The 24,171-nt window shown below is 71.3% G+C and carries 25 protein-coding genes; 11 read left to right on the top strand and 14 right to left on the bottom strand.

Features of this window, described 5'->3' with window-relative positions; all coding sequences use genetic code 11:
* Nucleotides 1–280 precede the first annotated feature (280 nt).
* A complete protein-coding gene (locus ACIPPS_RS28725; protein ID WP_401438563.1) occupies nucleotides 281–667 on the bottom strand; it encodes a MerR family transcriptional regulator in 387 nt (128 codons plus the stop codon).
* A 79-nt stretch (nucleotides 668–746) separates the two neighbouring features.
* On the opposite strand from ACIPPS_RS28725, the gene ACIPPS_RS28730 reads away from it, so the two are divergent.
* On the top strand, nucleotides 747–2,711 hold the full coding sequence (locus tag ACIPPS_RS28730) for an APC family permease (protein ID WP_401437840.1): 1,965 nt from the start codon (nucleotides 747–749) through the stop codon (nucleotides 2,709–2,711).
* A gap of 82 nt (nucleotides 2,712–2,793) precedes the next feature.
* Here the strand turns inward: ACIPPS_RS28730 and ACIPPS_RS28735 are convergent, their stop codons facing one another.
* On the bottom strand, nucleotides 2,794–3,387 hold the full coding sequence (locus ACIPPS_RS28735; protein WP_401437843.1) for a hypothetical protein: 594 nt from the start codon (nucleotides 3,385–3,387) through the stop codon (nucleotides 2,794–2,796).
* Between the two features lie 256 nt (nucleotides 3,388–3,643).
* On the opposite strand from ACIPPS_RS28735, the gene hemL reads away from it, so the two are divergent.
* The 8 genes from hemL to ACIPPS_RS28775 all read left to right on the top strand — a co-directional run bounded on the left by hemL (nucleotide 3,644) and on the right by ACIPPS_RS28775 (nucleotide 12,418).
* Nucleotides 3,644–4,951: a glutamate-1-semialdehyde 2,1-aminomutase gene (hemL, locus tag ACIPPS_RS28740; protein WP_401437845.1), complete on the top strand. Its 1,308-nt coding sequence runs from the start codon at nucleotides 3,644–3,646 to the stop codon at nucleotides 4,949–4,951.
* The gene (locus ACIPPS_RS28745; protein WP_401437848.1) at nucleotides 4,948–5,754 is read left to right on the top strand and encodes a histidine phosphatase family protein; all 807 of its coding nucleotides are present in this window, start codon (nucleotides 4,948–4,950) and stop codon (nucleotides 5,752–5,754) included. Before hemL ends, ACIPPS_RS28745 begins: the two co-directional genes overlap by 4 nt.
* Before the next feature lie 268 nt (nucleotides 5,755–6,022).
* The gene (locus ACIPPS_RS28750; protein WP_401437850.1) at nucleotides 6,023–7,276 is read left to right on the top strand and encodes a hypothetical protein; all 1,254 of its coding nucleotides are present in this window, start codon (nucleotides 6,023–6,025) and stop codon (nucleotides 7,274–7,276) included.
* A 106-nt stretch (nucleotides 7,277–7,382) separates the two neighbouring features.
* Nucleotides 7,383–7,988, top strand: coding sequence for a TlpA family protein disulfide reductase (locus ACIPPS_RS28755; protein ID WP_401437853.1), 606 nt, complete (start codon nucleotides 7,383–7,385; stop codon nucleotides 7,986–7,988).
* A gap of 4 nt (nucleotides 7,989–7,992) precedes the next feature.
* Nucleotides 7,993–8,730, top strand: a complete 738-nt coding sequence (locus ACIPPS_RS28760; protein ID WP_401437856.1) for a cytochrome c biogenesis CcdA family protein — start codon at nucleotides 7,993–7,995, stop codon at nucleotides 8,728–8,730.
* Between the two features lie 3 nt (nucleotides 8,731–8,733).
* The gene (locus tag ACIPPS_RS28765; RefSeq protein WP_401437859.1) at nucleotides 8,734–10,740 is read left to right on the top strand and encodes a cytochrome c biogenesis protein ResB; all 2,007 of its coding nucleotides are present in this window, start codon (nucleotides 8,734–8,736) and stop codon (nucleotides 10,738–10,740) included.
* A gap of 11 nt (nucleotides 10,741–10,751) precedes the next feature.
* Nucleotides 10,752–11,834: a c-type cytochrome biogenesis protein CcsB gene (ccsB, locus tag ACIPPS_RS28770; protein ID WP_401438566.1), complete on the top strand. Its 1,083-nt coding sequence runs from the start codon at nucleotides 10,752–10,754 to the stop codon at nucleotides 11,832–11,834.
* Nucleotides 11,835–11,890: 56 nt separating this feature from the next.
* Nucleotides 11,891–12,418: an SRPBCC family protein gene (locus ACIPPS_RS28775; protein WP_401437861.1), complete on the top strand. Its 528-nt coding sequence runs from the start codon at nucleotides 11,891–11,893 to the stop codon at nucleotides 12,416–12,418.
* Nucleotides 12,419–12,421: 3 nt separating this feature from the next.
* On the opposite strand, the gene ACIPPS_RS28780 is transcribed toward ACIPPS_RS28775, so the two are convergent.
* Nucleotides 12,422–13,258 (bottom strand): arylamine N-acetyltransferase, encoded by an 837-nt coding sequence (locus tag ACIPPS_RS28780; RefSeq protein WP_401437863.1) that lies wholly within the window; start codon nucleotides 13,256–13,258, stop codon nucleotides 12,422–12,424.
* Between the two features lie 80 nt (nucleotides 13,259–13,338).
* Between ACIPPS_RS28780 and ACIPPS_RS28785 the strand changes: the two genes are divergently transcribed.
* Nucleotides 13,339–13,989, top strand: a complete 651-nt coding sequence (locus ACIPPS_RS28785) for a TetR/AcrR family transcriptional regulator (RefSeq protein ID WP_401437866.1) — start codon at nucleotides 13,339–13,341, stop codon at nucleotides 13,987–13,989.
* Between the two features lie 51 nt (nucleotides 13,990–14,040).
* Here the strand turns inward: ACIPPS_RS28785 and ACIPPS_RS28790 are convergent, their stop codons facing one another.
* The 5 genes from ACIPPS_RS28790 to ACIPPS_RS28810 all read right to left on the bottom strand — a co-directional run bounded on the left by ACIPPS_RS28790 (nucleotide 14,041) and on the right by ACIPPS_RS28810 (nucleotide 19,423).
* Complete coding sequence (locus ACIPPS_RS28790) at nucleotides 14,041–15,579, bottom strand: ABC transporter substrate-binding protein (protein WP_401437868.1); 1,539 nt, start codon at nucleotides 15,577–15,579, stop codon at nucleotides 14,041–14,043.
* 4 nt (nucleotides 15,580–15,583) lie between these two features.
* Nucleotides 15,584–17,662 carry a hypothetical protein gene (locus ACIPPS_RS28795; RefSeq protein WP_401437870.1) on the bottom strand — a complete coding sequence of 693 codons (2,079 nt, stop codon included), beginning with the start codon at nucleotides 17,660–17,662 and terminating at the stop codon, nucleotides 15,584–15,586.
* A 90-nt stretch (nucleotides 17,663–17,752) separates the two neighbouring features.
* On the bottom strand, nucleotides 17,753–18,661 hold the full coding sequence (locus tag ACIPPS_RS28800; RefSeq protein ID WP_401437872.1) for an isopenicillin N synthase family dioxygenase: 909 nt from the start codon (nucleotides 18,659–18,661) through the stop codon (nucleotides 17,753–17,755).
* On the bottom strand, nucleotides 18,654–19,106 hold the full coding sequence (locus ACIPPS_RS28805) for a nucleoside deaminase (RefSeq protein WP_401437874.1): 453 nt from the start codon (nucleotides 19,104–19,106) through the stop codon (nucleotides 18,654–18,656). Before ACIPPS_RS28805 ends, ACIPPS_RS28800 begins: the two co-directional genes overlap by 8 nt.
* 32 nt (nucleotides 19,107–19,138) lie before the next feature.
* Nucleotides 19,139–19,423 carry a GntR family transcriptional regulator gene (locus ACIPPS_RS28810; protein WP_401437876.1) on the bottom strand — a complete coding sequence of 95 codons (285 nt, stop codon included), beginning with the start codon at nucleotides 19,421–19,423 and terminating at the stop codon, nucleotides 19,139–19,141.
* Between the two features lie 170 nt (nucleotides 19,424–19,593).
* On the opposite strand from ACIPPS_RS28810, the gene ACIPPS_RS28815 reads away from it, so the two are divergent.
* A complete protein-coding gene (locus ACIPPS_RS28815) occupies nucleotides 19,594–19,932 on the top strand; it encodes a hypothetical protein (RefSeq protein WP_401437879.1) in 339 nt (112 codons plus the stop codon).
* Between the two features lie 47 nt (nucleotides 19,933–19,979).
* On the opposite strand, the gene ACIPPS_RS28820 is transcribed toward ACIPPS_RS28815, so the two are convergent.
* From ACIPPS_RS28820 to ACIPPS_RS28845, 6 genes are read right to left on the bottom strand one after another with little or no spacing between them, the layout of a single operon-like run.
* Complete coding sequence (locus ACIPPS_RS28820; protein WP_401437881.1) at nucleotides 19,980–20,618, bottom strand: contact-dependent growth inhibition system immunity protein; 639 nt, start codon at nucleotides 20,616–20,618, stop codon at nucleotides 19,980–19,982.
* Nucleotides 20,619–20,625: 7 nt separating this feature from the next.
* Nucleotides 20,626–20,976 carry an RNase A-like domain-containing protein gene (locus tag ACIPPS_RS28825; RefSeq protein ID WP_401437884.1) on the bottom strand — a complete coding sequence of 117 codons (351 nt, stop codon included), beginning with the start codon at nucleotides 20,974–20,976 and terminating at the stop codon, nucleotides 20,626–20,628.
* A gap of 1 nt (nucleotide 20,977) precedes the next feature.
* A complete protein-coding gene (locus tag ACIPPS_RS28830) occupies nucleotides 20,978–21,280 on the bottom strand; it encodes a WXG100 family type VII secretion target (protein ID WP_401437886.1) in 303 nt (100 codons plus the stop codon).
* A 35-nt stretch (nucleotides 21,281–21,315) separates the two neighbouring features.
* Nucleotides 21,316–21,729: a WXG100 family type VII secretion target gene (locus ACIPPS_RS28835; protein ID WP_401437889.1), complete on the bottom strand. Its 414-nt coding sequence runs from the start codon at nucleotides 21,727–21,729 to the stop codon at nucleotides 21,316–21,318.
* 17 nt (nucleotides 21,730–21,746) lie between these two features.
* Nucleotides 21,747–22,406, bottom strand: a complete 660-nt coding sequence (locus tag ACIPPS_RS28840; RefSeq protein ID WP_401437892.1) for a hypothetical protein — start codon at nucleotides 22,404–22,406, stop codon at nucleotides 21,747–21,749.
* A 10-nt stretch (nucleotides 22,407–22,416) separates the two neighbouring features.
* Nucleotides 22,417–24,132: an RNase A-like domain-containing protein gene (locus tag ACIPPS_RS28845; protein ID WP_401437893.1), complete on the bottom strand. Its 1,716-nt coding sequence runs from the start codon at nucleotides 24,130–24,132 to the stop codon at nucleotides 22,417–22,419.
* Between the last annotated feature and the right edge of the window lie 39 nt (nucleotides 24,133–24,171).

The following is a 24,171-nucleotide window of genomic DNA, read 5'->3' on the forward strand; positions in this document are numbered from 1 at the left end:
CGGGGGCTCCCTGCGGCGCCCGGCCCTGGGGCGCGTGCCCTGCGGGACGGTTGCCCACAACCGGGGGCTCCGTGCGGCGCCCGGCCCTGGGGCGCGTGCCCTGCGGGACGGTTGCCCACAACCGGGGGCTCCCTGCGGCGCCCGGCCCTGGGGCGCGTGCCCTGCGGGACGGTTGCCCACAACCGGGGGCTCCGTGCGGCGCCCGGCCCTGGGGCGCATGCCCTGCGGGACGGTTGCCCACAACCAGGGTCTCGCCCCCGCCCCCTACCCCAGCCGCCCCCTACCCCAGTCGTTCCCTCAGGGAGTTCGCGAAGTCTTCTGCTCTCGTCAGTTGGGCGCGGAGTTCGGCCACGCGGGCTGTGGCGGCTTGTTCGTAGTGGCGGACTCGGGTGCGGAGGGTGGAGCGGTCGGCGGGCGTGAGACGTGGGTCGGCCAGGCGGTCCACCGCCGCGAGGAGGTCGCGGGTCTCGTCGATCGTGAAGCCCAGGGGTTTCATCCGGCCGATCACCATCAGCCGGTCCACGTCCGCGTCCGTGTAGAGCGGGAACCCGCCCTCGGACGAGGCCGACGGGACGACGAGGCCGCTGTCCTCGTACTGGCGGATGGTCCGCAGGGACAGCTCCGTCCGTGCGGCGACCTCGCCGATCTGCATGGGTTCGCCGGCCATGCGCACTCTGCTCACGGCGCCCGTCCTTCCCGCGCGGCATCCGCGCACACAGAAGTCATTTGTCCTAACTTCAGCACTTATGAGAGCTGGAAGTGCGGCGAAACGCCTGCTGGTAGGACGGCCATTGGACAGCGGCCGCCTCGGCGACACCCTGCTGCCCAAGCGACTCGCCCTGCCGATCTTCTGCAGCGACCCGCTCTCCTCCGTCGCCTACGCCACCGAGGAGATCCTGCTGATCCTCGCGCTCGGCGGGCTCGCCGTGCTCCATCTGGCCTGGTACGCGGCGGTCGGGATCGTCATCCTGCTGGTGGTCGTCGTCGCCTCCTACCGGCAGACCTGCTACGCCTACCCGGGCGGCGGCGGCGCCTACGTCGTCTCCGCCGAGAACCTCGGCCAGACCGCCGCGCTCACCGCCGCCAGCGCCCTGCTCATCGACTACGTGATGACCGTCGCCGTCTCGATCGTCTCGGGCGTCGCCGCCATCACCTCGGCCGCACCCGCGCTCGACGGGTACGCCGTCGGCCTCTCCGTCGCCTGCGTGGCGATCCTGGCCTGGCTCAATCTGCGCGGTGTCCGGGAATCAGGGCGCTACTTCGCCATCCCGACCTACGCCTTCATCGTCACCATCTACCTGATGTTCGCCGTCGCCGCCGTCCGGATGGCGACCGGGACGACGATCCGCGCCGAATCCGCCGACCTGCCCCTCCAGGAGGTCTCCAGCTACACCGGCCTCGCGCTCGTGCTCCTCGCCATGCGCGCCTTCGCCTCCGGCTGTACGGCCCTGACCGGTGTCGAGGCCATCAGCAACGGCGTACCCGCCTTCGAGAAGCCCAAGAGCCGCAACGCGGCCACCACCTTGGCCGTCATGGGCGCCTTCGCCGTGACCATGTTCTTCGGGATCACCACCCTCGCCATGGTCTACGAGGTGCACGTCGCCGAGGACCCGACCGAGCTCGGGCTCGCCCCCGGCACCGCCATGCCCACCGCGCTCGCCCAGATCGGCCGCGCCACCTTCGGCAGCTGGCACTTCCTCTTCTATCTGCTCCAGGCCGTCACCGCCGCCGTCCTGATCATGGCGGCCAACACCGCCTTCAACGGCTTCCCCATGCTCGCCTCCGTCCTCGGCCGCGACCGCTACGCCCCCCGCCAGCTCTTCCACCGCGGCGACCGGCTCGTGTACTCCAACGGCATCGTGCTGCTCTCCCTCGCCGCCATCGCCCTGATCGTCGCCTTCGACGCCAACCTGACCCGCCTGATCCAGCTCTACATCATCGGCGTCTTCGTCTCCTTCACCCTGTCCCAGGCGGGCATGGTCAAGCACTGGCGGCGAGAACTCGCCACCCCGGCCGGTGCCGCCAACCGGATCCACATCCTGCGCCGGCTCGCCATCAACGCCTTCGGCGCCTGCCTCACGGCCGTCGTCCTCGTCATCGTGCTGATCACGAAGTTCACGCACGGCGCCTGGATCGTCGTCATCGCCATGCCCGTCCTGTTCGCCGGCATGAAGGGGGTCAGACGGCACTACGAGACCGTCGCCGTCGAGGTCGCCGTCGCGCCCGACGCCCGCCCCCGCCCGCTCGCGGAGAACCACGTCATCGTCCTGGTGTCGTCCATCAACGCGCCGAGCCTGCGGGCCCTGTCCTACGCGAAGACCCTGCGACCCGTCTCCCTGACGGCGGTCACCGTCGCCGAGGACCCCGGTGAGGCGGAGGTGCTCCGCGCCGCCTGGGAGGCCCACTCCATCGACGTACCGCTGCGGGTTCTCGACTCTCCGTACCGCTCCGTCGTCCAGCCCGTCCTGCGGCACATCCGCGACGCGCCCGAGCGGACCGGGGACTCGGTGGTGTCGGTCGTCATCCCCGAGTACGTCGTCGGGCACTGGTGGGAGCAGCCGCTGCACAACCAGAGCGCCCTGCGGCTCAAGGCCCGGCTGCTGTTCATGAAGAACGTCGTCGTCATCGACGTCCCGTACCGGCTCGCCTCCGCCCGTGAGCTGGCCGCGGAGCGGGCGAAGGCGGCCGCGGCCCGCGACCCGGAGAGCTGATGCCGGAGAGCTGATGCCGGAGAGCTGACCCTGACGGCCAGGCCTCCCGCGAGCCGGAAAGCTGATGCCGGAGAGCTGACCCCTACGGCCAGACCAGGCAGTACGGCTGGTGGCCCGCCTCGTGCAGCCGGTGGGAGAAGTCCTGCCACTCGTGGAGCAGCTGGTAGACGTTGAACGCGTCGCGCGGGCCGCCGCGGTCCGGGACCGTGGACCAGATGAAGGCCGCCGCGCCGACCGACTCCTCGCCGATGCCGCGCAGCGGGTCGACCACGGTCATGGGCAGCTTCACCACGGCGTAGTCGGGGTGGAGGACCACCAGTTCCAGCGGGGGCACCTTGTGCAGGGGCATGCCCTGGATGCCCGTGAGGACCATCGCGGCTATCGTCTCGGGCTTGATCTTGGTGAACATGCCACCCATGCCGAGCTCGTCGCCGCCCAGTTCCTCCGGGCGCATCGAGATCGGGACGCGGGCCGCCGTGGCGCCGTCGGGTGCGCCGAAGTACTTGTACGTCACCCCCAACCGGCCACTCCCGCCCTCCGTCGTGGGTTCCGTCGGTCCCGTGGACCCTGTGGACTGCGCGGGCTCCTCCGCGCGCCGTCGCCGGTGCCGTCCCCGCCGGGCAGGCTCCGGACCCAGGCCGTCCGTCCCCTCGCCCAGTCCGCCACCGCGATGCATATCTCCACCCGACTGCTTTTTAGGCAACACGACCCCCGCCGCGCAACCCGATCATCGTGACAGTGACCTCCCCCACGCTCTCGCGGTGAAACACCCGTCCGCAAGAACGTCCGGCCCTCTGACACCATGGATTCCGTGAGCCATCCCTATGACGCCCCAGTTTCGCAGACGCGGAGGATCGACGCCCCGGCGTAATTCAGGGGATGCTCACTCCCTCCCTCCGTACTCGCAGCCGTACTCGCAGGTCAGGACCACAGTGCCGTATTCATACGAAGCCCCAGTCTCACAGACGCTTTTCGACCGCGCGTCCCTCGTGACGCCCGGCGGCGTGAACTCACCGGTGCGCGCCTTCCGGGCCGTGGGCGGAACGCCCCGGTTCATGGTGTCCGGTACCGGCCCGTACCTCACCGACGCGGACGGTCGGGAGTATGTCGACCTCGTCTGCTCGTGGGGGCCGATGATTCTCGGCCACTCCCACCCCGAGGTGATCGCCGCCGTGCAGGCCGCGGTCTCGCGCGGCACCTCCTTCGGTACGCCGGGAGAGGGTGAGGTCGCCCTCGCCGAGGAGATCGTTGCCCGGATCGAGCCCGTCGAGCAGGTCCGGCTCGTCTCCTCCGGTACGGAGGCCACGATGTCCGCGATCCGGCTCGCCCGCGGCTTCACCGGCCGGGCGAAGGTCGTGAAGTTCGCCGGTTGCTACCACGGGCACGTGGACGCGCTGCTCGCCGCCGCGGGCTCCGGTGTGGCCACCTTCGGCCTGCCCGACACGCCCGGCGTGACCGGTGCGCAGGCCGGCGACACGATCGTCCTGCCGTACAACGACCTGGAGGCCGTGCAGGAGGCCTTCCACCGGTACCCGGGTGAGATCGCCTGTGTGATCACCGAGGCCTCGCCGGGCAACATGGGCGTCGTCCCGCCGCTGCCCGGCTTCAACCAGGGCCTGAAGGACGCGTGCGCGAAGAACGGCGCGCTGTTCATCTCCGACGAGGTCATGACCGGCTTCAGGACCTCCCGCGCCGGCTGGTACGGCGTCGACGGGGTGAAGCCCGACCTGATGACGTTCGGCAAGGTCATGGGCGGTGGCTTCCCGGCCGCGGCCTTCGGCGGCCGCGCCGACGTCATGGGGCACCTCGCCCCGGCCGGCCCCGTCTACCAGGCGGGCACCCTCTCCGGTAACCCGATCGCCACCGCCGCCGGCCTGGCGCAGCTGCGGCTGCTCGACGACGCCGCTTACGCCACGGTCGACGCGGTCTCGAAGGAGATCCAGGGGCTCGTCACCGACGCGCTCGCCAAGGAGGGCGTGGCGCACCGGCTGCAGACCGCCTCCACCATGTTCTCCGTCTTCTTCACGCCCACCGAGGTCCGGAACTACGAGGACGCGAAGAAGCAGGAGGCGTTCCGCTTCAACGCCTTCTTCCACTCGATGCTGGCCGACGGGGTCTACCTGCCGCCGTCCGCCTTCGAGTCCTGGTTCGTCTCGACGGCCCACGACGAGCGCGCGATCGAGCGGATCGCCGCCGCGCTGCCCGCCGCCGCCCGCGCCGCCGCGGAGGCCACCGCATGAGCCCGGCCGCGAACGACGCCGCCCACGGCCTCGGGGACGAGGCCGGCACGAACCTCGGCGGCGACGTCATCGGTGGCGGCGACGTCATCGGTGATCCCGTCGCCGACGCCGTCAGCGACGACGAGGACACCGGCGACATCACCGTCGTCCACCTCGTGCGCCACGGCGAGGTCCACAACCCCGACGGCGTGCTCTACGGCCGCCGCTCCGGCTACCACCTCTCCGACCTCGGCCGCCGGATGGCCGACCGGGTCGCCGAGCACCTGGCCGACCGGGACATCCGGCATGTCGTCGCCTCCCCGCTGGAGCGGGCGCAGGAGACGGCGCAGCCGGTCGCCAAGAGCCACGGCCTGGACCTGGCCACGGACGGGCGGCTGATCGAGGCCGGGAACGTCTTCGAGGGCAAGACCTTCGGCGTCGGGGACGGCGCCCTGCGCAAGCCGGGCAACTGGCGCCACCTCACCAACCCGTTCAAGCCGTCCTGGGGCGAGCCGTACGTCGACCAGGTCGTCCGGATGATGGGCGCCCTGGACGCGGCGAAGGACGCGGCGCGCGGGCACGAGGCGGTCTGCGTCAGCCACCAGCTGCCGATCTGGATCGTGCGGAGCTTCGTCGAGCGGCGGCGGCTCTGGCACGACCCGCGGCGGCGGCAGTGCACGCTGGCCTCGCTGACCTCGTTCACGTACCGGGGCGACAAGATCGTCTCGGTCGGCTACAGCGAGCCGGCGCGCGACCTCGTCCCCGCGCACCTCCTGGCCGGCGCGAAGCCGGTGAAGGGGAAGTCGAAGGCCTTCGGCGCGTAGGTCGACGGCACCTAGGTCGACGGCCCACGGCGCGTAGGTCGACGGCCTGCGCCCCGCACGTCGAAGGCCTTCGGCGCGTAGAGCGAGCGAATTTGTTCGAGTCCCCTTCCTCCGGGTAGGCAGGTCAGGGCGATCGGATGACGTGAAGTCATCTGGTCGCCCTGAAATTTTTGTGCTAATTCCCGGAACCTACGTGTTCCTCCCGGCATCTCACTCATTGTCGGTTTGGAAGACCATCCGGTCATACGTAAGCGCGAATGGGGACGTCATGCGCGGGATCACTCGAAGGGGACTGCTCGGGGCGGGCGTTGGCGCCGCCGCCGCGATGGGGATCGCAGGTTGCAGCACCAGCGATTCGGACAAATCGGGAACTTCCGGACCTGGTAAAGGGGGTGGCGCCTCCGGAACCCCGACGGCTCCCAAGCCCACCGAACAAGAGGTCAAGCTCATCGGTGACGGTTCCACCGCCGACACCGGAAAGCAGCCGAACCAGCCCGACGCCCCCGTTCCCCTCGAACCCGGCCAGACTCCGCCGCAGTTCGTGATCTTCTCCTGGGACGGTGCCGGAGAGGTCGGCAACGGCCTCTTCCCCCGTTTCCTGGAACTCGCCAAGAACCACGACGCCGCGATGACCTTCTTCCTCTCCGGGATCTATCTCCTGCCGGAGTCCAAGAAGAGCCTCTACCGTCCGCCGAACAACCGCGTCGGCGCCTCCGACATCGGCTATCTCACCGACGACCACATCAAGGACACCCTCAAGAACGTCCGTCAGGCCTGGCTCGACGGGCACGAGATCGGCACGCACTTCAACGGTCACTTCTGCGGCGGCTCCGGCTCCGTCGGCAACTGGACCCCGGCCCAGTGGCAGAGCGAGATCGACCAGGCGACGAAGTTCGTCACCGAGTGGAAGACCAACAGCGGCTGGACCGACCTCGACCCGCTGCCCTTCGACTACAGCAAGGAACTGGTCGGCGGCCGCACCCCCTGCCTCCTCGGCCAGGACAACCTGCTGCCCACCGCCAAGCGCCTCGGCTGGCGCTACGACGCCAGCTCGCCCGGCGGCCGCCAGACGTGGCCGGACCGGCGCAAGGGCATCTGGGACCTCCCGCTCCAGGCCGTGCCCTTCCCCGGCCACTCCTTCGAGGTCCTCTCGATGGACTACAACATGCTCGCCAACCAGTCGAAGAACAGCACCAAGGGCATGCCCTCGCGCTACCCGGGCTGGCGCAAGCAGGCCACCGAGGCGTACCTCGCCGGCTTCCACCGGGCCTACGAGTCCAACCGCGCGCCCTTCTTCATCGGCAACCACTTCGAGCAGTGGAACGGCGGGATCTACATGGACGCCGTCGAGGAGTCGCTGAAGGGCATGGCGGGCAAGAAGGACGTCCGGCTCGTCTCCTTCCGTCAGTTCGTGGACTGGCTGGACGTGCAGGACCCCAAGATCCTCGCCAAGCTCCGTACGCTCGAGGTCGGCCAGTCGCCCGCCGGTGGCTGGAGCGCCTTCCTCAAGCCGACGGCGTAAAGCCGCGTACGTCCCCCAAGGTCCCTTACGCCCCCTTGACAAGGGGCTTTACGGGCAGCCAGGGGGGCGCCCAAGATCCCCCAAACGCCCATGCGAAACTTTTCACATGAGCCTTAGCCGTGCCCCTCGACGCACCCTGCTCGCCGCCGGGATCCTGTCGGCCGCCGTCGCTCTGTCGGCCTGCGGCTCGGACTCCAACGGCAAGTCGGGCGGCGGCGGCGGAACCAACTTCGTGACCAACACGGGCGGTATCTCCACCGTCGCCAAGGGCGAGCGCACGGCACCCCGCACGATCGCGGGCGAGACCCTGGAGGGCGAGAAGCTCGACGTCGCCGACCTCAAGGGCAAGGTCGTCGTCCTGAACGCCTGGGGATCGTGGTGCGGCCCCTGCCGTGCCGAGGCCCCGCACTTCGCCAAGGTCGCGGACGCGTTCAAGGACAAGGACGTCGCGTTCGTCGGCCTCAACACCCGCGACCCCAACAAGCAGCAGGCGCTCAACTTCGAAGAGGAGTACGAGGTCTCCTACCCGAGCCTGTACGACCCGGCCGGCAAGGTGATCCTCAACGGCTTCCCCAAGGGCACGCTCAACCTCCAGGCCATCCCGTCCACCGTCGTCCTCGACAAGGACGGGAAGATCGCCGCCCGCGCCCTCATGGCTCTCGACGAGAAGAAGCTCCGCTCGATGATCGAGCCGCTTCTCGCGGAGAAGTGATCCGGTGAACGAGACGGTCTTCAGCGGGGCCCTCCTGCTGGCCCTGCCCATCGCCGTGCTCGGCGGCCTGGTCTCCTTCTTCTCCCCGTGCGTCCTGCCGCTCGTCCCCGGCTACCTCAGTTACGTGACCGGCGTCACCGGCACCGACCTGGCCGAGGCCCGGCGCGGCCGGATGGCGGGCGGGGCCGCGCTCTTCGTCCTGGGCTTCACCGCCGTGTTCGTCTCCGGCGGCGCCCTCTTCGGTGGCTTCGGCAACACCCTGCAGGAACACCGCGAGGTCATCTCCAAGGTGCTCGGCGCCCTGACCATCGTGCTCGGCGCCTTCTTCATGGGCGCGATGCCCTCGATCACCCGCCGCGAGTTCCGCTTCCACAAGCGGCCCGTGACCGGACTCGTCGGGGCGCCCATGCTGGGCGTGCTGTTCGGCGTCGGCTGGGTCCCCTGCATCGGTCCGACCCTCGCCGCCGTCCTCGCGCTCGCCTCCAACGAGGCCAGCGCCGGGCGCGGGGCCGTCCTCACCGTCGCCTACTGTCTGGGCCTCGGCCTGCCGTTCATCCTCACCGCGATCGCCTTCCGACGGGCGCTCGGCGCCTTCGGCTGGGTGAAGCGGCATTATGTCTGGGTCATGCGCATCGGCGGCATCATGCTGATCGCGACCGGCCTGCTGCTCGTCACCGGAGCCTGGGATCGCATCGTGTCCGAGATGCAGGTCTGGACTGCCGGCTTCACCCCGGGGATCTGACCCATGACCCACACCAGCCCGAGCCACACCGGCCCGAACGAGACCGAGACCGACGAGCGCGCCGCGCGCGGCGAACGCGAAGAGCGCGCCGCGCGGGAAGAGCGCGGCGAACGCGAAGAGCGCGCCGCGCGGGAAGAGCGCGAGGACCTGGGCGCCGCAGGCTCGCAGCTCTCCACCGCGCCCCGCGAGGAGACCGCCGCCGAGGCGATCGTCGCCGGCCCGACCCTCGGGGTCGTCGGCTGGATCCGCTGGTTCTGGCGCCAGCTCACCTCGATGCGGGTCGCGCTGATCCTGCTCTTCCTGCTCTCCCTCGGCGCGATCCCCGGCTCGCTCATCCCGCAGACCAGCGCGGACGAGCTGAAGGTACGGACCTTCCAGGAGGCCCACCCGACGCTCACGCCGATCTACGAGAAGCTCCAGCTGTTCGACGTCTACAGCTCCGTGTGGTTCTCCGCGATCTACATACTGCTCTTCGTCTCCCTCATCGGCTGCATCGTTCCGCGCACCTGGCAGTTCATCGGCCAGCTCCGCGGCCGCCCGCCCGGCGCCCCCGGCCGCCTCACCCGGCTGCCCGCGTACACGACCTGGCGGACCGAGGCCGAGCCCGAGCAGGTCCGCGAGGCCGCGCTCGCTCTGCTCAAGGGCCGCCGGTTCCGCGCGCACGTCGTCAAGGACGCCGTCGCCGCCGAGAAGGGCTACCTCCGCGAGACGGGGAACCTGCTCTTCCACATCGCCCTGATCGTGATGCTCGTGGCCTTCGCCTGGGGCCAGCTCTTCAAGTCCGAGGGCGGCAAGCTGATCGTCGAGGGCGACGGCTTCTCCAACACCCTCACGCAGTACGACGACTTCAAGTCCGGCTCCCTCTACAGCACCGACGACCTCGCGCCGTTCGGCTTCACGCTGGACAGCTTCACCGGTACGTACGAGAAGAGCGGCCCGCAGCGCGGCACCCCGCGCACCTTCGAGGCCGCCGTCACGTACTCCGAGGGGGGCGGGAAGGACCGGAAGGCGGTCGTCCGGGTCAACGAGCCGCTGAAGGTCCGCGACTCCAAGGTCTATCTGATCGCCCACGGGTACGCGCCCGTCGTCACCGTCAAGGACGGTAGGGGCAAGGTCGTCTTCCACGGCGCGGTCCCGCTGCTGCCGTTCGACAACAACATCACCTCCACCGGCGCGATCAAGGTGATGGACGGCTACCGCGACAAGAACGGCAAGAAGGAGCAGCTGGGCTTCCAGGCCTTCTTCGTGCCGACGTTCGCGGGCGCGGGGAAGGGGAGCATGTTCTCCCAGTTCCCGGCCCTGGACTTCCCCGTCATGGCGCTCACCGGCTTCCACGGCGACCTGCGTGTGAACTCGGGGCTGCCGCAGAACGTGTACCAGCTCGACACCTCCAAGATGAAGCAGTTCAAGGTCGAGGGGGGTACCGGCGTCGCGCAGCGGATGCTGCCCGGCGAGACGATGACCCTGCCCGACGGCGCCGGCTCGATCACCTTCGAGAAGGACATCAAGGAGTGGGCGAGCTTCCAGATCTCCCAGCAGCCGGGGAACGGTCTCGCCCTGGCCGGCGCGATCGCGGCGATCGCGGGCCTCACCGGCTCGCTCTTCATCCAGCGCCGCCGGGTCTGGGTGCGGGCCGTACGGGGGAGTGACGGCGTCACCGTCGTCGAGATGGCGGGTCTCGGCCGGAGCGAGTCCGCCAAGCTCCCGGAGGAGCTGGCCGCGCTCGCCACCGTCCTCCACGACCAGGCGCCGACCGCGCCGGGCCACCCCGCGGAACCCGGACCGGACGCGCCGCGACCCGCGGAAGCCGGACCGGCCGGCACCGAGCCGGCGGAAGCCGGACCGGCCGGCACCGAGCCGGCGGAAGCCGGACCGGCCGGCACCGAGCCCGCGAAGGCCGGACCGGCCGGCACCGAGCCCGCGAAGGCCGGACCGGCCGACGCCGAGCGCGCCGCATCAGGCGATCCCGCAGAACCTGCCGAAGTCGAAGCCGAAGGGGCTGAGAAGTGAATCTCGCCGTCGTGAGTCTCGCCGCCGAGACCAACGAGAGCCTGGCGCGGATGAGCGACATGCTCATCTACTCCTCCATGGCCGTCTACACCCTGGCCTTCTTCGCGCACATCGCCGAGTGGGTGCTCGGCGGCCGCAGCAAGGTCGGCCGTACCGCCGCCGCGCTGACCGCCCCCGCCGCCACCCCGGCTCAGGGCGTGTCCGTGCAGGTCAGGACGGCCGGCGGGACGACCGTCCTGGACAAGCCGCAGGTCGTCACCCGGTCCGGCGCCGGCGCGCGCGACGTGCCCGACGGCCCCGGCGCGGCCGGCGGCACGGTCAAGGGCGATCTGTACGGCCGTATCGCCGTGTCGCTCACCGCGCTCGCCTTCCTGGTCGAGGCGTCGGGCGTGATCGCCCGCGCGTTCTCGGTGCAGCGGGCGCCCTGGGGCAACATGTACGAGTTCTCCACCACGTTCTCGACCGTGGCGGTCGGCGCGTACCTGGGCTTCCTCGTCGCGAAGAAGAACGTCCGCTGGCTCGGTCTGCCGCTGGTCACGACCGTGCTGCTCGACCTGGGCATGGCCATCACCTGGCTGAAGACCCCGAGCGACCAGCTGGTCCCCGCGCTCGACTCGTACTGGCTGTGGATCCACGTCTCCACCGCGATCTTCTGCGGCGCGGTCTTCTACCTGGGTGCCGTCGCCACGCTGCTGTACCTCTTCCGCGACTCCTACGAGAACAAGCTCGCCACCGGCGGCAACCCGGGCTCCTTCGCCCGCTCGGTCCTGGAGCGACTGCCGTCGGCGGCCTCGCTGGACAAGTTCTCGTACCGGGTCAACGCGGCGATCTTCCCGCTGTGGACCTTCACGATCATCGCGGGCGCGATCTGGGCCGGCGACGCGTGGGGCCGCTACTGGGGCTGGGACGCCAAGGAGGTCTGGTCCTTCATCACCTGGGTCGGCTACGCGGCGTACCTGCACGCCCGCGCCACGGCCGGCTGGAAGGGCCGCAAGGCCGCGTACATCGCGCTCATCGCCTTCGGTTGCTTCCTCTTCAACTACTACGGCGTGAACATCTTCGTGAGCAGCAAGCACTCGTACTCCGGCGTCTGAGCCCGGCACGGCCGGCACGGCTGGCACGGTGCCTGGCCCGGCGCCACGCTGGAGGTATGAGCGAGATACCTCGGGGCAGGTGCGAGACCCACGACGGCGACCTGCGTCACCTGCGGTACGTGATCGATCTGCCGCACCCGCTGGTGGACGTGTGGGCGGCGGTCGCCACGCCGGAGGGTCTGCCGGGGTGGCTCTGCGCGGCGGATCCGCTGGAGCCGAGGCTCGGCGGAGCGGTGACGCTGCGCTGGCTGAACGGGGACACGGTGGTATCGGGGACGGTGACCGCCTGGGACCCGGAGTACGTGGCCGAGTACACGGTCGAGCCGACGCACGGCCGGATCCGGTTCCACCTGGAACCCTCCGGAGGCGGCGACTCGACCGTGCTGCGTTTCACCAACGAGTTCCACGGCGCGCCCGGCGAGAAGCTGGACGTCATGGCGGGGTGGCACGACCACTTCGAGCGGCTCGCCCGCGCGCTGGACGGCGACCCCACGGAGTGGCGGACCTGGACGCCCGAGCGGTGGCAGCACCTGCGGGACCTGTACGAGCGGGACGAGGCGCGCTGGCCGAAGTGGGAGCCGTGACCACTAGGCGTTCTCCTGGGCGCGGGCCCGCCAGAGGTCGTCCTGGGCGCAGGCCTTCTCCCAGAGCCGGTCGACCCCGTCCGGTCCGAGGTCGTCGAGCGGGACGAGGAACCGCTCGGAGAGCGTCGCGGCGAATGCGTCCCTGTCGTCGATGGTGCGGGACCGCGCGCCGTCGGCGCCGAGCTCCCGCACCGTACGTGAGCGCAGCAACGAGGTGACGCCACCGACGGGACGGGCGGCGATCAGTGTGGTCGTGTACGGCGAGTCCGGGGAGGTCGACAGCTCCCGGGAGCGGGCGGCGACGCCGGACGGCTCGCACGGCCGCAGGCGGAGGTCGTAGGAGGCGATCGTGCCACCGGGCCGGTGGTGGAAACGCCAGACGTCCGAGGTGAGGGGTTCCAGCCGGAAGGTGAAAGGGCCCTGGGACTGCGGCCCTTCGCGCAGGCGCAGCGGCTCCACGAAGCCGTCCCCGATGCCGGCGTCCGCCAGCCACCGGCGGTCGTCGAGGTCGACGAGCAGCGCGGTGTGGTTGCCCCACATCGCGTCTCCGCGCGCCTCGCGCATGACTCCGGCCTCGACCGTCGTCACCTGGAACCCGGCGAGGCGCAGCAGCGCGGCGAGGCTCGCGTTCTGTTCGAAGCAGAAGCCGCCGCGCCGTCGGCGCACGAGCTTGTCGTACAGCGCGTCGGGGTCCAGGTCGACCGGCCGGCCGAGCTGGATGTCGAGGTTCTCGTACGGCACCGTCTGCCGCCAGGCCCGGTGCAGGCTGATCAGGGTGTCCAGGTCGGGGGCCACGCGGCCGGGGTGTCCGATCCGTCGCAGCGTCGCGTCGAGAGTCATCCTGCCTCCCTCTAAGTGATGGAAGATCCGCCACTTAGAAGCATTATAAGGAGATGGTCTCTCTCGTATAGAGTGGCGAGGTGTCAGCTTCGATTCCCGGCCGCGCCCTGCGGGCCGACGCCCTGCTCAATCGTGAACAGATCATCGAGGCGGCCCGCGCCCTCATCGCCGAGCGCGGGCCCGACGTGCCGGCGGAGGAGGTGGCCCGCCGCGCCGGGGTCGGGACCGGCACGCTCTACCGCCGATTCCCCGACCGGCAGGCCCTGTTGGCCGCGGTGGCGCTGGACGGCTTCCACCGGGTCGTCGCCCTCGCCCGTACGGCGGAGGACGAGGAGCCCGACGCCTGGCGGGCACTGGCGAGGTTCGTGCGCCAGGCCACCGCGGAGCTGCGCCAGGCGACATGGTTGTCGGTCTGGTTCGCCAGCGCGTGGGCCGAACTCCGGCAGGACCCCGAGAACCTGCGCCTGCGCCGGATCCTGCTGAAGATCCTCGACCGGCTCGTACGTGGCGCCCAGTCCGACGGCGACATGCGCCGCGACGTGGACGCCGGTGACCTCGCGCTGATGATCGCCGTGGTGCTCCGGCCGATCCCCGGCCTGCCCGAGGAGCTCGCCCGGCGCACGGTGGACCGCGGCATGGCGCTCCTCCTGGAGAGCCTGCGCCATCGCGACGACGCCCAGCCGCTGCCCGCCGACCCGGTCACCCTCGCCGACCTCGATCGTGAGCCCTAGGGGGTTACTCGGGGATCAGGCCGGGCTCACGCCTGATCGCCGAGTAACCGCTCAGCCTCGCCTCGGCGGCAGGCAGTTCGCGGCCGGCGGGCGGCCCTCCGGCCAGGCGATCTGGACGAACTTCTGCGTGCCGTCCTGGGACAGCTCCACGATCGGGACCGCCTTGTTGAAGGGGTTGCCGAAGTTGTCCAGGCAGATCCAGCCGCTCGCGCCCTCGACCCGCAACGAGCCCTTCACCTGCGGCCACTGGGTGGCCACGTCCGCCAGGCCCGGGTACTGGGCGCCCTGCGGGGTCGCCTGGCGGATCGCGTGGACGGCCGTCGCCATCGCGTCGTACGCCACGATCGCCTGGCCGTCCGCCAGCGGCACCGGCTCCTTCGAGGCGCGTGCGATGTCGGTCAGGAACGTCTCGTACGCGGCCGTCGAGCCGCCCGTCGCCGGAACCTCGCGGCCGGGGCCGGCCGTCCAGGCGTCGGGGTGGGCGAGCGCGGCGTAGCGGACGGTCAGCTTCGCCTTCAGGGCCGCGCGGTTGAGCTTGCCGTCCGCGCCCAGGTACGAGCCCTCGTCGCCGGTCAGGATCGTGAACGGCCGCTCGGCGCAGCCGCGTGCGCCCAGTGCGTTGATGAACTGGCGCAGCTGGGTGTGGCGGCCCGCGAAGAAGACCGTCTCCGCCCGGGTGTCGCAGATCAGGTGCGTGATCTGGCGGAAGGTGTTCGCGGTCGTGCCCTCCTCCGTGGGGTCGGCGGGCGAGGTGAAGAGCTGCGGTTCGTACGGCGCGCCCTTGAGGGAGGCGGAGAACGCGGCCTTCAGGGTGTCGGTGTAGTGGTCGCCCGTACGGGTGTCCTGGACGAGCAGCGCCTTCGCCGCCTCCACCTCGCCGAAGTGGGCGAGCGCCTTCGCCTCGTCGCCGTTGGTGGGGGAGACCCGGGCGAGACCGGGGTAGCGGTTCTTCCCGGCGCCGGGGCCGTTGGCGATGTCGTCGGCGGTGATGGTCGTGCCGACGACGGCGATGCCGGCGCCGGTCAGCTCGGTGACCGCCTGCCGTATCTCGGTGGAGGACGTGGCCACCCCGGAGACCGCCCGCAGCCGGTCCTCGCCGTCGGTCATCGTCTTCAGCCGGTCCACGGTCGCGCGCCAATGGGCGTTGCCCTTGCCGGTGTTGGCGAGGACGAGCCGGATCTTCGGGGTCTCGCTGTTCGACTCGTGGTTGGCCCGGTACTGGCGGGCGTACGCGCCCTGGATCTCATGCAGGACCTTGACCCGCATCCCGCCGTCCGGTGAGGTCAGCGGCAGCAGCAGCGCGACCGTCGCGTACTCGCCCGGCTTCAGGGCGCGGTTCTCGTCGCGGATCAGTGCGGCGATCCCGGTCAGCGACGGGACGCCGAAGTCGTACCCGTCGCCGTTGACGCCGACGCACTCGGAGCTGCCGGCCGGGCGCTCCACGCCCGGGGCGCAGGAACGGTCCTCCGGGGTGGTGGCGCGGTCGATGGCGTACCCGGCGAGGGAGCCGAGGACGGCCACGGCGACCACGCTCGTGACGATCTTCTGCCGGGTGGTGTACCAGAGGCGGGCGCGCAGCGGGCTGACCATGGCCTCAGACTCCGTTCTCGGTGCCGGGCGGGAGCGAGAGCCCCCGCCAGGCGCGGATGTCCCTCGGCCAGTGGGTGGCCGCGTCCCACAGCGGACTGTTGCCCGTCCGGTGGCGTCCGGAGAGCTGGCGCAGCTCGTGCGCCAGCTTGTCGGTCACCTCCTCGTCGGGCAGCGCGAGCGGATCGGTGAGCAGCCATACGGCGTGCAGCAGCCGCCGCAGACAGAGGTGGAGTTCGACGGTGTCGTCGTCGAAGGTGGCGGGCAGCGGGTCGCCCGTGGCCTGGCCGAGCGCGGTCGCCCGGCGGGGGTCGGGCAGCCAGGACCGGCGCCGGTCGCGGTCGCCGTCGCGGTCGCGCGGGTACGGCGCCGAGGCGATGAACCGGAGCCGGCCGAGCCAGCCGAGGACGTCCGCCTCGGGGAACGTGACCCGCAGATGGGTCACCGCCTCGTCGGTGCGGCCGAGCGCCAGCTCCTGGTGCAGCCGGTACGGGACGGGCCCGGTGGCGTAGTGCCGGTGCAGGGTCTCGTGGACGGCGCGCCAGGTCGCGTACTCCTCGCCGTCCTCGAAGCGCAGCCGGTGCAGGAGCAGGGCGCGCAGCAGCGGGTCGGCGACGAAGCGTTCCGGCCCCTCGGGCCAGTCCTCGGCGCGCAGCAGGTCCCGCACGCGCAGCGCCATGTCCCCGTCGAGGGACTCGCCGCGCAGCCGGGTCCGGGCGAGCAGCCGGGCGGACTCCTCGTCGTGGGCCGCGGCGAGGACGGCGAACGGGCCGTGGCGCAGGCCCGGCAGGAGTTCTTCGAGGAGGGCGGGGGCGACCGGCACGGGTGCGCTGTCCTCGCGCAGCTCCACGGTGAGGTCGAGGAGCGCGCCGGGGGTGAGGAAGGCCGTCCGGTCGGCCGGTGACTCGGCGGCCGCGCGGCCGAGCAGGACCACGCCGAGCGGGCGGCCGTCGGTCAGCCGGTGGACGGCCCGGGCCAGTTCGGCGGGGGTGCGGCCCGCCGGGTCGAAGCGGTCGAAGGCGCTGCGGGTCTGGGCGGGCGAGAGCGGGGTCAGTTCGACGGCGAGGATGCCGGAGGTGACGTCCTGGCCGCGCGGGCAGGGCGCGCGGTGCGCGGTCTCGGGCAGCCGCAGCCGGGTCGCGTGCCGGATGCCGTCGTGGTCGCGGACGCGGGAGGTGGCGATGACGACGACCCGGTCCCGGCGGCCGTCGGCGCGGGCCCGCAGGATCGGTTCGACCAGGCGCCGGCCGAGCGGCTCGTGGGCGTTGTCGAGGAGCAGCACGGGGCGGCCCCGGCGGGCGCCGCGGTTGGCGAGGCCGGTGAAGGCGCGGACCAGGTCCTCGATCAGGGCGCCGACGAGGAAGTCCTCGGCCTCGCGACGGCGGCCGCCGCCCTGTTCGAAGTCCCGCGCGAGCTGCTGGAGCCCGGCCTTGCCGCGCCCGCCCGCGTTGCGGTAACTCCCGTACCAGCTCTCCGCCTTCTGCTGGAAGCGTCCGAACACCTCCTCCAGGACCGTCTCGACGGTCGCCTCGGCGAGGAGTCCGGCCATGGGGGCGGTGGCCTCGGCGAAGTTGGCGGCGAGTTTGGTGAGGACCTTGGTGACCCAGTTGGCGGCGGCGCCCTTGGTCGCGTCGACGGTGGAGAGGACCGGCCCGAGCCGTTGCAGGTCACGCCGGGCCCGCTCGTCGTCCTCCTGGGACCAGCTGATGGACGCGACGGCGACGAGTCCGAGCGAGAGCCGGGGGAACTGCACCGGTTTGGCGGCGAGGACGCGGGGCGACAGCTGGACGGCGAGTTCGCCGAGCGCGCCGGTGAGCTCGTTCCAGCCGGGGCCGTGGTCGGCGGGCGGTTCGATGTGCGCGCAGTCGAGCAGGGCGAGCGGGGTGGCGGCCCGGTAGGCGTTACGGATCTGCTTGAGCAGGGCGGTCTTGCCCATGCCCCGGCCGCCGGTGAAGACGGTGACGGGCGGGTCGTCGTCGTGTTCGTACGGGGTGCGGGCATAGCGGTACGGCGTCAGCCCGATCAGTCGCGCGGCGAGCCCGGCGTCCTGGAAGACCGCCTCCCGCCCGTACAGCTCCCTGTCCACGTGCTGCCACCCCCGTCACAGTCAACTCAAGGATATCGACGGGGTGTTGGGAAAGCGGCAGGCTTTTCGAGTCTGGTGCGGGGGAAGTTGCTAGTCGGCGGCGATGGCGTCGAGCTGGCCCCGGAGATAGGCGTGGGAGTCGATGCCGTGGATCGTGGTGCCGGGATCGCACTCGTAGAAGTACACGAGCGAGATCAGCTCCTCGGCGGGCGCGTCGGCGGGCGGCGGAAGGACGCGATGCCGGCCGGAGCGCCACCGCCCTCCGGTCCAACCGGCCATCACATCACCGATGTTGACGGTGAAGGCGTGTGGATCGTACGGCGCGTCCTGCCAGCCGTGGGCGTCGGTGAAGACCTGCAACCCGCCCCTGCCGGCCTGCCGGTCCAGGATCGTGACGGTACCGAAGTCGGTGTGCGGCCCGATCCGGAACTGACCGGGCTCGGGCTCGCCGGTCCGCTCGCGCCCCGGGTACCAGTTGACGTTGAACCCGAAGGTCGGGTGGCCGGTGTGCCGCGTGAAGAAGTCCCGCTCCTCGCCGAGGGCCTCGCCGAGGAGGTCCAGGACGCGGTCGGAGAGGGCCCGCATCTGCGCGAGGTAGGTCTGGAGGAGCGGCTTCAGCTCGGGCACCTCGGCGGGCCAGGTGTTGGGCAGGAACCACTCGGCGTCCACGACGGGGTCGCCGGTCGGCTCGTCGGCGGCGAAGGAGAGCGACTCCTTCAGGTCGGGCGGGGTGACGGTCCCCTCCGCGTACGCATTCGCCTCCGCGCCGGGCCCGAGCCACCCGCGCCCGCCGACCCGCACGGCGTACGGCTCCTTGACGGCGGCGGGCAGGTGGAAGAACCGCCGGGCGACGTCCCGGATCTCCTTCCGGAGCCCCGGGTCGACCCCGTGCCCGGTGACGAGCAGGAACCCGGCGTCGCGCAGGGCGAGGTCGACGGCCGGGAGCTGGGGGGCGGGGTCGCGGCCGAGATCGATGGTGGGAAGGCCGGCTTCAGTCATGACCGATGTCCTCGTTCCAGAGGGAAGGGTGGGTGGCGACGAACTCCCGCATGAGCGCGACGCACGCGGGGTCGTCGAGCACGAGGACCTCGACCCCGTGCTCGGCCAGCCAGTCCTGCCCGCCCCGGAAGGTCTCCGCCTCCCCGACGACGACCCGCGGGATCCCGAACTGCCGCACGAGCCCGGAGCAGTACCAGCAGGGCGAGAGGGTCGTGACCATGGTCGTCCCCGCGTACGACCGCTGCCGCCCGGCGGCCCGGAAGGCCTCGGTCTCGGCATGAGCCGCCGGGTCCCCGTCCTGCACGCGCCGGTTGTGCCCGCGTCCGAGGAGGGCGCCGTCGGCGCCGTAGAGGGCGGCGCCGACGGGGATCCCACCTTCGTCCCGTCCGGCCCGCGCCTCACCGAGGGCGGTGCCGAGCCACTGCCGTGCGCGTTCCAGGTCCACGGGGGGGACTCTTCCCCGCCGGGGCCGTGCCGTCACACCTGTTGTTGACCCTCGTCCGTCGGCAGCGGATCGACGACGAATGTGCCCTTCCCGTGGACGGTCAGGATCAGGCCTCGCTCGCGCAGGACTCGCGCCGCGCGACGGACTGTCAGGTAGGCGACTCCGTACTCCTCGGCGAGGTCCCGCTCGGCGGGCAGGCGAGCGCCTGGGGTCAGCTCCCCGGCCGCGATACGGGCGGCGATGTGGTCGGCCACCGCGACGTACACCAGCTGGGGGCCCTGCGGGTCGAACTCGGGGATCGGGCTGCGGTCGGTCACCCGACCAACGTAAGCATCGAAGACCTGTGCGAACCAGTGGTGAGCTATGCAGAGCTATACATGCCTTATAGGGCGGCCGCTCGTGCGCAGCGGAGGCGCCGGCGGGCGTTGTGGCTGGCGACGGTCGGGGTGGACGTCGACCACCGGAACATCCACGCGGGGGGTGCTCGATGAGCCGCTGCGGGGCGCGACGGCCCGTGATCGCCGTCGTGGAGGTGATGCGCCCGGTGTGCGCGGGCTCGGTCTGCGTGCTTGTCGTGGGGCACGACGGCCCGCACCGAGATCGTGCGGGGGACGCCTGGTGGGTAACGCCGGAGATCGCCGACGCGGTGAGCGTGTCCCTGGTGGCCCGCGCCCTCACGGCCGGGCCCGAGCCGGAGTTCCGGTCACCGCGCTGCATCGTCGGCCGCCACGACCGCTGCCGGGACGGGGTCCCCCGCGAGACGGGCGTGCGGGAAGTCCGCCACCTCGTCTGCGGCTGCCTCTGCCATCCGGTGCCGCCTCAGTAGCGCCGCTCTGCCGCAGCCGCCTGCCTGACCGGAGCGCAAGCGGCCGGTCAGCCGCGCAGCTGTACGGCGAGGGTGGCGAGCCAGGCGCCCGGGGTGTAGGGCACCGGGGGCTCGACCTCCGCGCCGAGCGTCACCAGAGCCAGGGCCAGGTCGTCCTCGTCGAGGCCGAGGGCGAGGAGGTCGTGCAGCTCCCCGGTCAGCTGGGCGACGAGCCCCGCGTCGGTGCCCTCCAGATAGTCGGCGAGCGCCGCCTCGTGGTCGCCGAACTCCTCCGGCATGTCCTGTGTGAACCAGCCGCCGAGCAGTTGCGCCAGCTCGGGGAAACGGGCCCGCCATTCCCAGGGCGTCGCGGGCGGGCCCGGCGGCGGTGCCTGGCCGGTCGCCAGGCTCTCGTCGAGCCGGTCGGCGAGGTCCGTGAGCCAGTCCCGGATCTCCTCGGACGGCAGCCCCACGTCGGGCAGCCGGTAGTACTCGCCGAGCCGCAGCCGCAGCCGCCCCGGCGGATTGGCGGCGTAGACGCGCAGCTGCTCGGCGGCGACGGCGATGGCCCAGGGGCGGGTGCGCCAGGTCTGCCGCAGATAGCTGGTCACCGCCTCGGGCGCGTGCGGACCGAGGCCCAGGTGGGCGCGGACGACCTGGTCGAGCTCGCCGTACTTGCGGTCGTGCTCGGCGGGGTTCAGGGACACGGGGCCTCTACAGGTCGACGGGCAGGGACGAGTGCACGGTGAAGGGGTACGCGCCGGGCTCGCCGGGGCCGTTCCGGCGGAGCACGACCCGGGCGGCGCGCACCGGGATCGGCTCCTGGCCGGCCAGCTCCATTCCAGTGGTGAGCAGCGTGCCCACCGGATCGGGCCGCGAGGGCCAGGCGGCCTCGATCACGAGCCGCTGCCGGGTCGACTGGGCGAGCCAGCGGTGGATGACCTGCTCGTTCAGCGAGATCACCTGCTGGGTGGCCCACTGGGCGGTCACCCGGTCCGGAAAGGTCGCGGCGCGGTCGGCACGCGCGGGGACGGGGGCTGCGGAAGGTGCGGGAGGTGTCGTCACGTCAGGCACCGCCCCAGCCGCGCAGGGTGGCCCGCTGGGCGGCGGAGTAGTTGGCGTGCCCGGTGGTGACGACGGCGTGCAGCCACTTCTGCGCGGCCTGCAGGTCCTCCATCTGCCGGTCCCAGCGGTCGAGTTCGTCCACGAAGGCCTCGCGGGCCTCGCCCTGCCAGGCGAGGACGACCGGCACCGTGCGGTCGTACAGCGCACCCAGCTTCTCGTTGAGCTTCTTCACGATGTCCTCGAGGTCGCCGGCTATCTCGCGCAGCGCGACCAGATCGACGGTGATCGAGCCATCGTCGTTCACGATTCCCCCTGTCTTACGGACGTGCGGATGTGCGTTCAGATGTCATTGATCTTGCTGGTCGGCGCCGCCGCGCCGCCGGAGCCCGCGCCGCCGCCCGGTCCCTCGCCGGACAGTTCGCGTACCTCGGCGTCGATGTCGACCTTCCTCATCCCGGCCCGGAACTCCCGCAGGATGTCCAGCTCCTGGCGCGTGAACCCGTCCCGGCTCATCCGCACCGCCTGCGCCAGGACCCCCAGGATCTCCCGGACCCGCACGGCGTCCGCGCCGGCCTCGCGGTGCAGCTTCCGGTACGCCGTCGCCGCCTCGCTGCGCCACCGCGCCTCGGCCCGGTCGACGAGCGCGTCCATCCGGCGCACCTGCCCGTCGATGTGCGTCCGCATGGCGTCCAGGTCGTCCGCGAGACGCTTCAGGTCCTCGTCCGACACGGCGAGATTCGGCTCGATGGGCATGGCGGGCGGCTCCCAGGTCAGTGCTGCTCGGCGAAGTGGGCGTGGACGGCGTTGAGGAGCAGCCGCAGCCGTGCGCTCGTCACCGACGGCATGACGGGCGCGAAGGCCTCGTCGAGCTCGGCGGGCGAACGGAACATGTAAAGGACGCGCTGGAGCTGGCCGGCGAGATCGGCGATTCTGCCGTGGCAGTCGGGGTGGTCCATGGCGACCAGGTCACGTGCCTCCGCCTCCGGGTCGCTGCCGTACTCACCGGTGGGCAGCTGTGATGCGAACTCGTTGACGATGTCGAAACGGGCGAGTGCCTCCCACTGCGAGAGGGGCAGTTCGTCGTAGCCCGGGCAGACGCCGAACCAGGGGTCGCGGACGAGTTCCGCCAGGGAACGCAGGAAGACATCGACTGGTTCGTCGCCGGCCGCCCGGGCGAGCCGGTCACGGAAAACGGCCGGTCTGGTGCTGAACCGCTCCGTGCCGTACTCGTTCGCCAGTCCGTCGAGGAGCGAGGCCACCGCGTCGAAGGGTATGACCCAGGCGATCGTGTGCGAGTCCTGCATCAGCCGGGAGAAGCGCTGGAGTTCGTACTCCAGCGGGGCGGCCCCCGGGTTCCGCGAGGCCACGGCGAGGTCCACGAGGCGGGCGAGCACCCCGCTGGTGAGGACGGCGTCAGTCGGTTCGGTCACCCGACTCATGCTAAGGGGCCTTCGGATAGGCGGTCAGCACGTAGAAGGACTTCGACTCGGGCGAGTAGGCGAGGACCACGTGCACCGTGTGCACGTTCCTGGCCTGGGCCGAGTAGCCTGACGCGGCGAAGTCCGCCTGGCTCACGGAGGTCCCGACGGCCACCGGCTGCCCATTCGCGTCCGTGACTGGGAAGTCCCAGGCCTTGACGGATCCGGGCTTGAAGGTGCCGTCGGCGACCTTGCGCTCCTGGTTGCGCATCCAGGTTTCCAGTTCGGTCTTCCTCGCCGGGTCGTTCACCGCGGTCTGCACGTACTGCTCCGCGGACGGAAGGTCACGGAACGTCGACGCGTCGGCGCCGCCCTGGTCTCGCAGACGCTGCATCAGTTGCTCCGGGGTGAGTCCGATGTGCTTGTCGATCGTGTGGGCCTCCTTCCCTGGCCTCAACGCCTCGGGGGGCGGGGGCTGGAAGTCGTTGCGCTCCCACTCCATCGAGGCGAGGTCGATGCCGAACCTGTTGTTCGGGTCCCGCGACTGCTCGTTGAGCGGGACGATCGACCGGTCGAACTCGAAGAGCGAGCGCGCTCCGAACGCCTCGGCCCTCGCCGACTGCGACTGGAAGGTCGGCACCGCGCGCGAGGCCTCCCGCAGCGGATCGAGAAGCTTCTTCACCACGTCGATCTGCGTCCGCAGCGAGGCCTCGTAGGTGTCGACGGCGTTGTTGACGGCGTCCGTGTCGATGCTGGCCATCACCGCTGCGCCCAGGCCCTTCCACAGCTTCTTGAGGCGCTCGAAGAAGTTCCCGAAGAAATCCTTGAGGTCGGTGAGGTCGAGGAGAGCCAAGGCGTCCTTGATGGCCTTGTACAGGATCTCGCGCAGCTCGGTGCGGACCTTCTCGGCGGCCTCCGCGTACGAGCGGATGGCCTGGGCCAGCATCTGGGCCGTGGTGCTGAGGACGGCGAAGACCGGGAGGCTCGAGCCCGCGCCGGTCGGCGGCTTGTGCCCCCATTCGTAGCCGGCCGTGTTCTGGCCCCAGGCCTTCGTGCCCCACACCGACGACACGAACTGCAGCATCGCCCCGTGCCAGTCCCCGTTGGCGTGGTCCGTGATGGCGTTGATGGTGCCGGTGAGCTGTCCCTGGATGGTGCCGATGCTTGTCTGGTACGGCAGCCACGCCTGCGAGAGCTCGTTGACCTTCAGGTAGTTCGGGAGCGGCAGGATCTCCAGCGCGCGGCCAGTGCGCAGCGCTTCCTCGATCACGGTTCGCATCAGGGAGCCGGGAATGTCGCCGCCGTCGAAGATGTCGGCGAATTCGTCGACGGCGTTGCCGTCGCGGACGCCGAACGGCGGCGGGGCCGCGTACGCCCGCGCGGAGATGACCTGCGGCGGCGGCTGCGGCGTGAAGGGCGGATTGAGCGGGTGGGTGGCCGCGTCCGCCTGCCGGAAGTTGTTGGCCGTGGTGGTGAAGCCCACTGCCGCGCCGCCGATGGCGACCACGGCCTTGGCGTGCACGTCCAGGAGCAGGGCGACGACCGCGGCGTACTGGGTGGCGAACTCGGCCGTGATGGTGCCGGATCCGCCGACCTTGGAGTAGCCGGCGTGGACGTCGAGGAACTGCGCGAGCGCCTTGTGGAACGACTGCTGCTCGACGGCGAGGGCATTCGACACTTGGTAGAGATGGAGCGGCTGCACGTCGAAGCCGCCGGGACCCGTGAACGGGCTGGTCACGGCGGGCGGGGTCGCCGGAGGCAGCTGGGGCGGCGGGCC

It is taken from the genome of Streptomyces sp. NPDC090127, from assembly GCF_044746945.1.
In the GTDB taxonomy this organism is placed as follows: domain Bacteria; phylum Actinomycetota; class Actinomycetes; order Streptomycetales; family Streptomycetaceae; genus Streptomyces.